Source organism: Nocardia sp. MH4 (assembly GCF_019266065.1).
GTDB lineage: Bacteria > Actinomycetota > Actinomycetes > Mycobacteriales > Mycobacteriaceae > Nocardia > Nocardia canadensis.
Genome location: NZ_LPNR01000112.1, coordinates 516,915 through 523,577 on the forward strand (window position 1 = coordinate 516,915; position 6,663 = coordinate 523,577).

At 72.1% G+C, this 6,663-nt stretch carries 4 protein-coding genes; all 4 read right to left on the minus strand.

Annotated features, from left to right (window positions below; translation table 11 throughout):
• Nucleotides 1-20: 20 nt before the first annotated feature.
• Nucleotides 21-1,328: an NAD(P)/FAD-dependent oxidoreductase gene (locus ATM97_RS24630; RefSeq protein ID WP_218720522.1), complete on the minus strand. Its 1,308-nt coding sequence runs from the start codon at nt 1,326-1,328 to the stop codon at nt 21-23.
• Nucleotides 1,325-2,314 carry an AfsA-related hotdog domain-containing protein gene (locus tag ATM97_RS24635; protein ID WP_218720523.1) on the minus strand — a complete coding sequence of 330 codons (990 nt, stop codon included), beginning with the start codon at nt 2,312-2,314 and terminating at the stop codon, nt 1,325-1,327. The genes ATM97_RS24630 and ATM97_RS24635 overlap by 4 nt, the downstream gene beginning before the upstream one ends.
• Nucleotides 2,311-5,433 carry a type I polyketide synthase gene (locus ATM97_RS24640; RefSeq protein ID WP_218720524.1) on the minus strand — a complete coding sequence of 1,041 codons (3,123 nt, stop codon included), beginning with the start codon at nt 5,431-5,433 and terminating at the stop codon, nt 2,311-2,313. Before ATM97_RS24640 ends, ATM97_RS24635 begins: the two co-directional genes overlap by 4 nt.
• Nucleotides 5,434-5,456: 23 nt before the next feature.
• Nucleotides 5,457-6,663: beta-ketoacyl reductase (locus tag ATM97_RS24645; protein WP_218720525.1), on the minus strand; the 1,207-nt coding region annotated here is incomplete at its 5' end.

Sequence of the window (6,663 nt, forward strand, 5' to 3'; positions counted from 1 at the left end):
ACGACCGCACCGCATCGGCGCTACCGCGTGATCGCGCGCGCCGCGGCGATGCCGGACCGGAAGCACGCTTCGAGCTGCGCGCCCAGCAGATAGTCCCCGGCGAGTTCCAGTCCGGCCAGGGCATCGGACTGTTCGCGCACCTTCCCCAGGAACGCGGCGTGATCGGGCAGATACGCGCAGTGCGCCGCGGCCCAGCTGCGCGATTCGGTGCGAACGCGGGCCGGCATGAACCCGCCGAGGTGGCCGCGCACCGTCGCTTCGGCTTCGTCGATCCAGCGGCTCAGCTGCACGGTGTCGGGTCGTGGGCGGGCCGCGCGGCCGCTGAAGGTGTAGCGGACGATGTCGCGGTCGTGCACGCCGTAGACGCCGGCGGCGCTGCACGGACCCGAGTCGAACGCGATCGAGCGAACGGTGCTGCCGAAGAACGGCTTCGCGTACTGCACCACCGCCACCGTGGACGGGTGATAGGTCACCTCGCCCAGCAGCTTGGCCAGCGCGGGTGCCACCGGCTCCAGCAGGACCGCGGCCGCGTGCGCTGGAATCGCGAGCACCACCCCGTCGTAGCCGGTGGAGCTCGCCGCGCCGCCGCTGTCGGACACGTCCAGTCCGGTGATCCGCCCGTCGCGGACGACGAGGCGATCCACCCGGGTGTTCAGCCGCACCCGCACCTGTCCGGCGAACCAGTCCAGGACGGGCTGCATTCCGTCGACGAGCTGGTCGTAGCGATCCTGCACCATGCCCAGGCTCACCCCGAACGCGCCGAGGAAGACCTCGTCCGGCTCGGCGGCGTTGAGCCGAACGGTCAACGGCCGCAACACGGTGCGCGCGAAGTCCGGGCCGAAGTGCGCGCTCAGCGCGGCGTCGTCGTTGCGGGCGCCCACGGCACCGAAGAAGTCCGAGCCCAGGTACCGATGGCGCTCGTCGAAACGCACCCGCGCACCGTAGTAGAGCATCCGCGCCGCGTCCACCGGCGATCCGGTGCGCAGGAGATGACGCAGGAATCCGGCGATGCCGGGGTTGTCGAGGGTCACCATCGTGCCGTCGACGATCTGCGAGCTGTTGATGCCGAACGGCTCGTAGGCCCGGTCTCCCGACGCGGCGATGAACCGGCGCAGCTCGTGATATCGCCGTCCGATGTTCTTGCCGCCCATCATGATCGGGCGGCCGCCGAGCGTGTCGAAGCCGCAGCGGCCGCCGAGCACGGCGTCTTGTTCGAGCACCTCGACGTCGTGTCCGGCCTGATGGAGCTGGTAGGCGGCGCCGATACCGGACAGACCGCCGCCGATGACGGCGAACCGCTTGCCCGATCCTGTCGCTGGGGTGGTCATGATCCGGTGTGCTCCTGTCGTTCCCGGGACGCGGGATAGTGCGCCAGCTCGAGGCGAGCGACGGCGATGGTGTTGCCGAACTGGTGCAGGTCGACCTGGACGGCGATCTCGCCCATCGCGAGGTCGCCCACGATCGTGGTGGCGCAGGTGATCTCGCTGTCGAGTTCGGCGAAGTCGCTGAACCGGGCCGTCACGTCCAACACCGCCGCGACCGGCGAGTCGAGCGCACCGGCCTCGGTCGCGGCGAGGACCGCCGCCTGCCGGAACGCCTCGAGCAGCAGCGGGCCGGGGACATGGTCGTACTGGTGGTCGAAGAAGCTCGGGTGGCCGCGATCCACGACCAGGACCAGCCTGCCCGCGGCATCGCGGGCGAGCACGACATTGCGTGGGTCGCGCCGTCCGACCAGGGCGGGATCCAGCGGTCGGGGTGCGTCGGCGCCGCTCGGGGCGCGCGCGGATCGACCGCGCCGCTGGAGTTCGCGGAATTCGTCGTAGGCCTCGCGCGGGAACGCGATCCCGCTGCCGCGCACCGACAACGCCGACGCGCCGTGCACGGTCAGCACGGCCTCGAAGGAGACATCCTGGTAGTAGCCGCGGCCTGACCCCGCTGCCCCCGGGCGGAGTCGCACGATCCCCTCGAAGGGTTCGCGTTCGGTGTCGCGGAAGGTGCTGAGGTCTTCGACCTGGAACGACATCGTCTGCAGGCTCGCCGGCGCGTCGGCGGGCACCCCGAGGTGCCGCTGGCCGACGACCAGCAGCGACTGTCGTACGGCCTCCAGCGCGGCGAAGGGATCGTGATAGGCGACCAGCCGGTCGAACCACAGCGAGTGCGCTCGCGGAACCTGTACCGCGACAAGGAATTCGCTCTCACCCACGACGGCGGTGTCGGCGACGTAGACCTCGGCCAGACCGCGCCGGTGCGCCAGGACGGCCGGTACCAGCTGCTCGAAGGCGACGGTGCCGCGAGGCACGGAGGACAGCGTCATGCGGGCACCGCCTCGGGGGTCGTCGTGTCGGCCCAGATCCGAGCGACGAGCAGATCCGCGAGCGCTCGGGGCGTCGGATGGGTGAACAGATCCTCGAGCGAGACGTGGGTACCCGCGGCTCTGGTGATCCGGCCGCGCAGTTCCAGCGCGCTGAGCGAGGTCAGCCCGATCTGCAGGAGGGTGGCGTCGAGGTCGATGTCGTCGTCGGTGCGGTCGATGAGGATTTCCCGGATCTGGGCCAGCACCAAGCGCGTCGCGACCTCGGCACGCTGCTCGTCCGGGATCTCCGCCAGGTCCGCTCGCTCGCGGGCCTGCGCCGGTTCCCGCAGCGTCGACGGTCCGGCGGACGGCGTCACCTCGCCGACGATGCCGTTGCCCGCCGCGCCGATCAGGTTCTCGACCACGGCGCTGTCGGTGTGTACCCAGTAGCGCCTGCGCTGGAACGGGTAGGTCGGCAGGTCGACGAGCCCGGGCGCCCGGTCGCCGTGGAGCGCCCGCCAGTCCACCTCGGCGCCGCCGACCCATGCGCTCGCCAGGGCCTGCACCGCCGACATCGCCTCGTCGACACCGGGTCGCAGCAGCGGGACGGTGACGCTGCCGCTGGCGGCGAGCGTCTCGTAGACCAGGGCGGAGAGCGTGTCGCCCGCGCCGAGCTCGAGATAGGTACCCACCTCGGCTTCGTGCATCCAGCGCACGCTGTCGTGGAAGAGCACCGGTTCACGGGCCTGGCGAACCCAGTGGCCGACCGAGGTCAGCAGGCCCGGGGTCGCTTCGGCGCCGGTCAGTGTGGACACGACCGGGAGCCGGGGCTCGTCGAGCCGGATCGACGCCAGGACCCCGCGCAACTCCTCGACGATCGCCGCCACGTGGGGGGAGTGGAAGGCGCGATCGACACCGAGCCGCGTGACCCGGCGCCCGCGGCCCCGCCAGTACCGGGCGATCTCACCGATCGCGGTGGGATCGCCCGCGATCACCGTGGCGTTCGGGCCGTTGACCGCGGCCACCGAGACCGTCGGGCGCCCCGCGATCGAGGCGAGCGCCTCGTCGGCGCCTGCCCGCACCGCGATCATCGCGCCCTGTTCCATGCGCTGCATCAACCGGCCGCGGGCGGCCACCACCGCGATCGCGTCGGGGAGCGAGAACACCCCGGCCACATACGCGGCGGTGAGTTCACCGAGGGAATGCCCGACCAGGTAATCCGGTGTCACTCCCCAGGATTCGAGCAGTCGGTACAGCGCCACCTGGAGGGCGAATACGGCGGGTTGGGCGTAGTCGGTCCGCGCGAGCAGCTCGGTGTCGGCGTCGAACACCGCCCCGCGCAGCGAGTGCTCGAGGTGGGCGTCGAAGCCGGCGGCGGTCTCGTCGAAGGCCCGCGCGAAGACCGGGTAGGCGTCGTAGAGTCCGCGGCCGATACCGGCGAGCTGCCCGCCCTGACCGGGAAACATCATCGCCAGCTTGCCGCCGCGAGGCGACGCCACGGCCGAGGGTGCGCCGAGCGCGGCGAGCCCGTCGAGGAGTTCGGCGCCGGTCCGGCCCACGACGACCGCACGGTGGTCGAATCGCGTGCGCGTGGTGGCCAGCGAATACCCGATCCCGGCGGGGTCGTCGGCGGAGTCCGCCACCGCGGCGTACAGCCGAGCCGCCTGGGCGCGCAGACCGGCGGCATCGCGCGCCGACAGCGGCCACGCGACGGGCGCCGTGGGGCGCCGATCCGGCTCTGTCACCAGGCTTTCGGGCTCCGGCGCCTGCTCCACGATCACATGCGCGTTGGTTCCGCTGATGCCGAACGACGACACCCCGGCCCGGCGCGGGTGCTCGGTTTCCGGCCAGACCTGGGGACGCCGCGCGAGCCGGATCCGGTCGGCGGACCAGTCGGCGTGCGGGGTCGGTGCGTCGACGTGCAGGGTCGGCGGGACCATCGCGCGCCGGAGCGACTCGACGACCTTGATGACGCCGGCGACCCCGGCGGCCGACTGGGTATGTCCCATATTGGATTTGACCGAGCCGAGCACCAGCGGCGGCGCACCGTCGCGCTGCCCATAGGTGGCCAGCAAGGCCTGCGCCTCCACCGGGTCACCGAGCACGGTGCCGGTGCCGTGGCCTTCCACCACGTCCACCTCGCCGGCCCGCAGCCCGGCGTTGGCCAGGGCCGACTGGATCACCCGCTGCTGGGCGATGCCGCGCGGCGCGGTGAGCCCGTTCGACGCGCCGTCACTGTTCACCGCGGACCCGCGCACGACCGCGAGCACCCGGTGCCCGTGCCGCCGGGCATCCGAGAGACGCTCCAGCAGCAGCATTCCGGCGCCCTCGCCCCAGGCCGTGCCGTCGGCGCCGGCGGCGTAGGACTTGCACCGCCCGTCCGCCGCCAGCGCGCGCTGGCGGGAGAACAGGGCGAACGGCATCGGGGTCGACATCACGGTGACACCCCCGGCCAGGGCCGTCGTGCACTCCCCCAGCCGCAGCGACTGCACGGCCTGGTGGATCGCGACCAGCGAGGACGAGCACGCGGTGTCGACGGTCACCGCGGGCCCCTCCAACCCCAGCAGATAGGCGACGCGACCGGCCGCCATGGAGGCGTGGTTACCGGTGAAGTAGTAGGTCTCGGCGCCGTCCCAGGACCGGGTGGCGCCGAAGCCGTAGCCCTGATCGCTGAAGCCGACGAACACCCCGGTCGCGCTGCCGCGCAGGGCCGTCGGGTCCAGCCGGGCGTGCTCGACCGATTCCCAGGCGATCTCGAGCAGCAACCGCTGCTGCGGGTCCATCGCCTCGGCTTCGAGCGGGCTGATGCCGAAGAAGCCGGCGTCGAACTCGCCCGCGTTGTCGAGGAAACCTCCTTCGCGCACATACGATTTGGCGAACTTGTCGGGGTCGGGGTCGTAGAACCCGTCGATGTCCCAGCCGCGATCGGCGGGGAATTCGGTGATCAGGTCGCGCCCGTCGATCAGGGCCTGCCACAGCTCGTCGGGTGTGGTGATCGCGCCGGGGAAACGGCACGACATGCCGATGATCGCGATCGGTTCCCTGGCGCGTTCCTGCTCCTCGCTCAGGCGCTGCCTGGTTTCCTGCAACTGTCGGGTGGCGCGCTTGAGATAGGCGCGCAGTTCGGCTTCGTCGGCCATTCGAGTCTCGCTTTCTGGTCGGCTCAGACCGAACGGACCTGGTCGATCAGGTCGAAGAGCGCGTCGTCGTCGGCGACGTCGATGTTGTCGACGAAGTCCTCGGCCCCGCCGCCGCGCAGGGCGCGCGCGAGGTCGTTGATCCGGCCGAGCAGCTCCTCGATCCGTTCCGGCGGCAGGTCCACCCCGGCGCACCCGGCGGCGAGCGCGTCGAGCTGGGCGGCGATGCGCGCCGCGGGATCGTCGACCGGGGCGATCTCGGTGCGCAGGTACTGAGCCAGCGCGGCGGCGTTGGGGTAGTCGAACACGATGGTGGTGCGCAGCTTGGCCCCCGTGGCGGCTTCGAGCCGATTGCGGAATTCCACCGCGCCCAGCGAGTCGAAGCCCAGGTCGGTGAAGGCGGTCTCCGCGGGCACCGCCTCGGCGGAGGCATGCCCGAGTACCGCCGCCGCGTGCGACCGGATCACGCCCAGGATGATCCGCTCCTGCTCGGCGGGCTCGACGCCGGCCAGCGCGGCCAGCAGCTTCGCCGATTCGTCAGAGCCGCCACCGGCGACCCGGCGCGGACCGCGCAGCAGCGACCGCAGAATCGCGGGCATCTCGTCCACGTCGCCGAGTGACTGCAACGCGGTGAGATCGAGTCGGGCGGGGACCGCCAGCGACCTGCCGGTCGACAGCGCGGTGTCGAACAGGGCCATGCCGTCCGCGTCGCCGAGCGGGATGAGACCTTCGCGGCGCATCCGCTGCCGGTCACGCTCGGTGAGATGACCGGTGATGCCGGTGCCGCGCTCCCACAGCCCCCAGGCCAGGGCGGTCGCGGGCAGGCCGTGCTGCCTGCGGTGCTGGGCCAGTGCGTCGAGGAAGCCGTTGGCCGCGGCATAGTTCGCCTGACCGGGATTGCCGAGCAGACCCGCGATCGAGGAGTACAGGACGAACTGGGCCCGCGGGTGATGGCGCGTCGCCTGGTGCAGGTGCCAGGCGGCCTCTGCCTTGGCGTGGAATACCTTCGCGACGTGGTCGGGGGTGTGCTCGGCGAACAGCGCGTCCGCGACCAGGCCCGCGGTGTGCACCACCGCGGTGAGCGGGCGCTCGGGTGGGATCGCGGCGACCAGCGCGGTCACCGCGTCCCGGTCACCGACATCGCAGGCGGCGATGTCGACCCGGGCGCCGAGCGCGGCCAGTTCGGCGGCGAGCCCGGCGGCGCCGTCGGCAGCGGGTCCGCGCCGGCTGGCC

Coding starts and splice junctions, on each gene's coding strand:
- ATM97_RS24630 (WP_218720522.1), bottom strand. CDS start 1,328: ATGACCACCCCAGCGACAGGATCGGGCAAGCGGTTCGCCGTCATCGGC.
- ATM97_RS24640 (WP_218720524.1), bottom strand. CDS start 5,433: ATGGCCGACGAAGCCGAACTGCGCGCCTATCTCAAGCGCGCCACCCGA.
- ATM97_RS24635 (WP_218720523.1), bottom strand. CDS start 2,314: ATGACGCTGTCCTCCGTGCCTCGCGGCACCGTCGCCTTCGAGCAGCTG.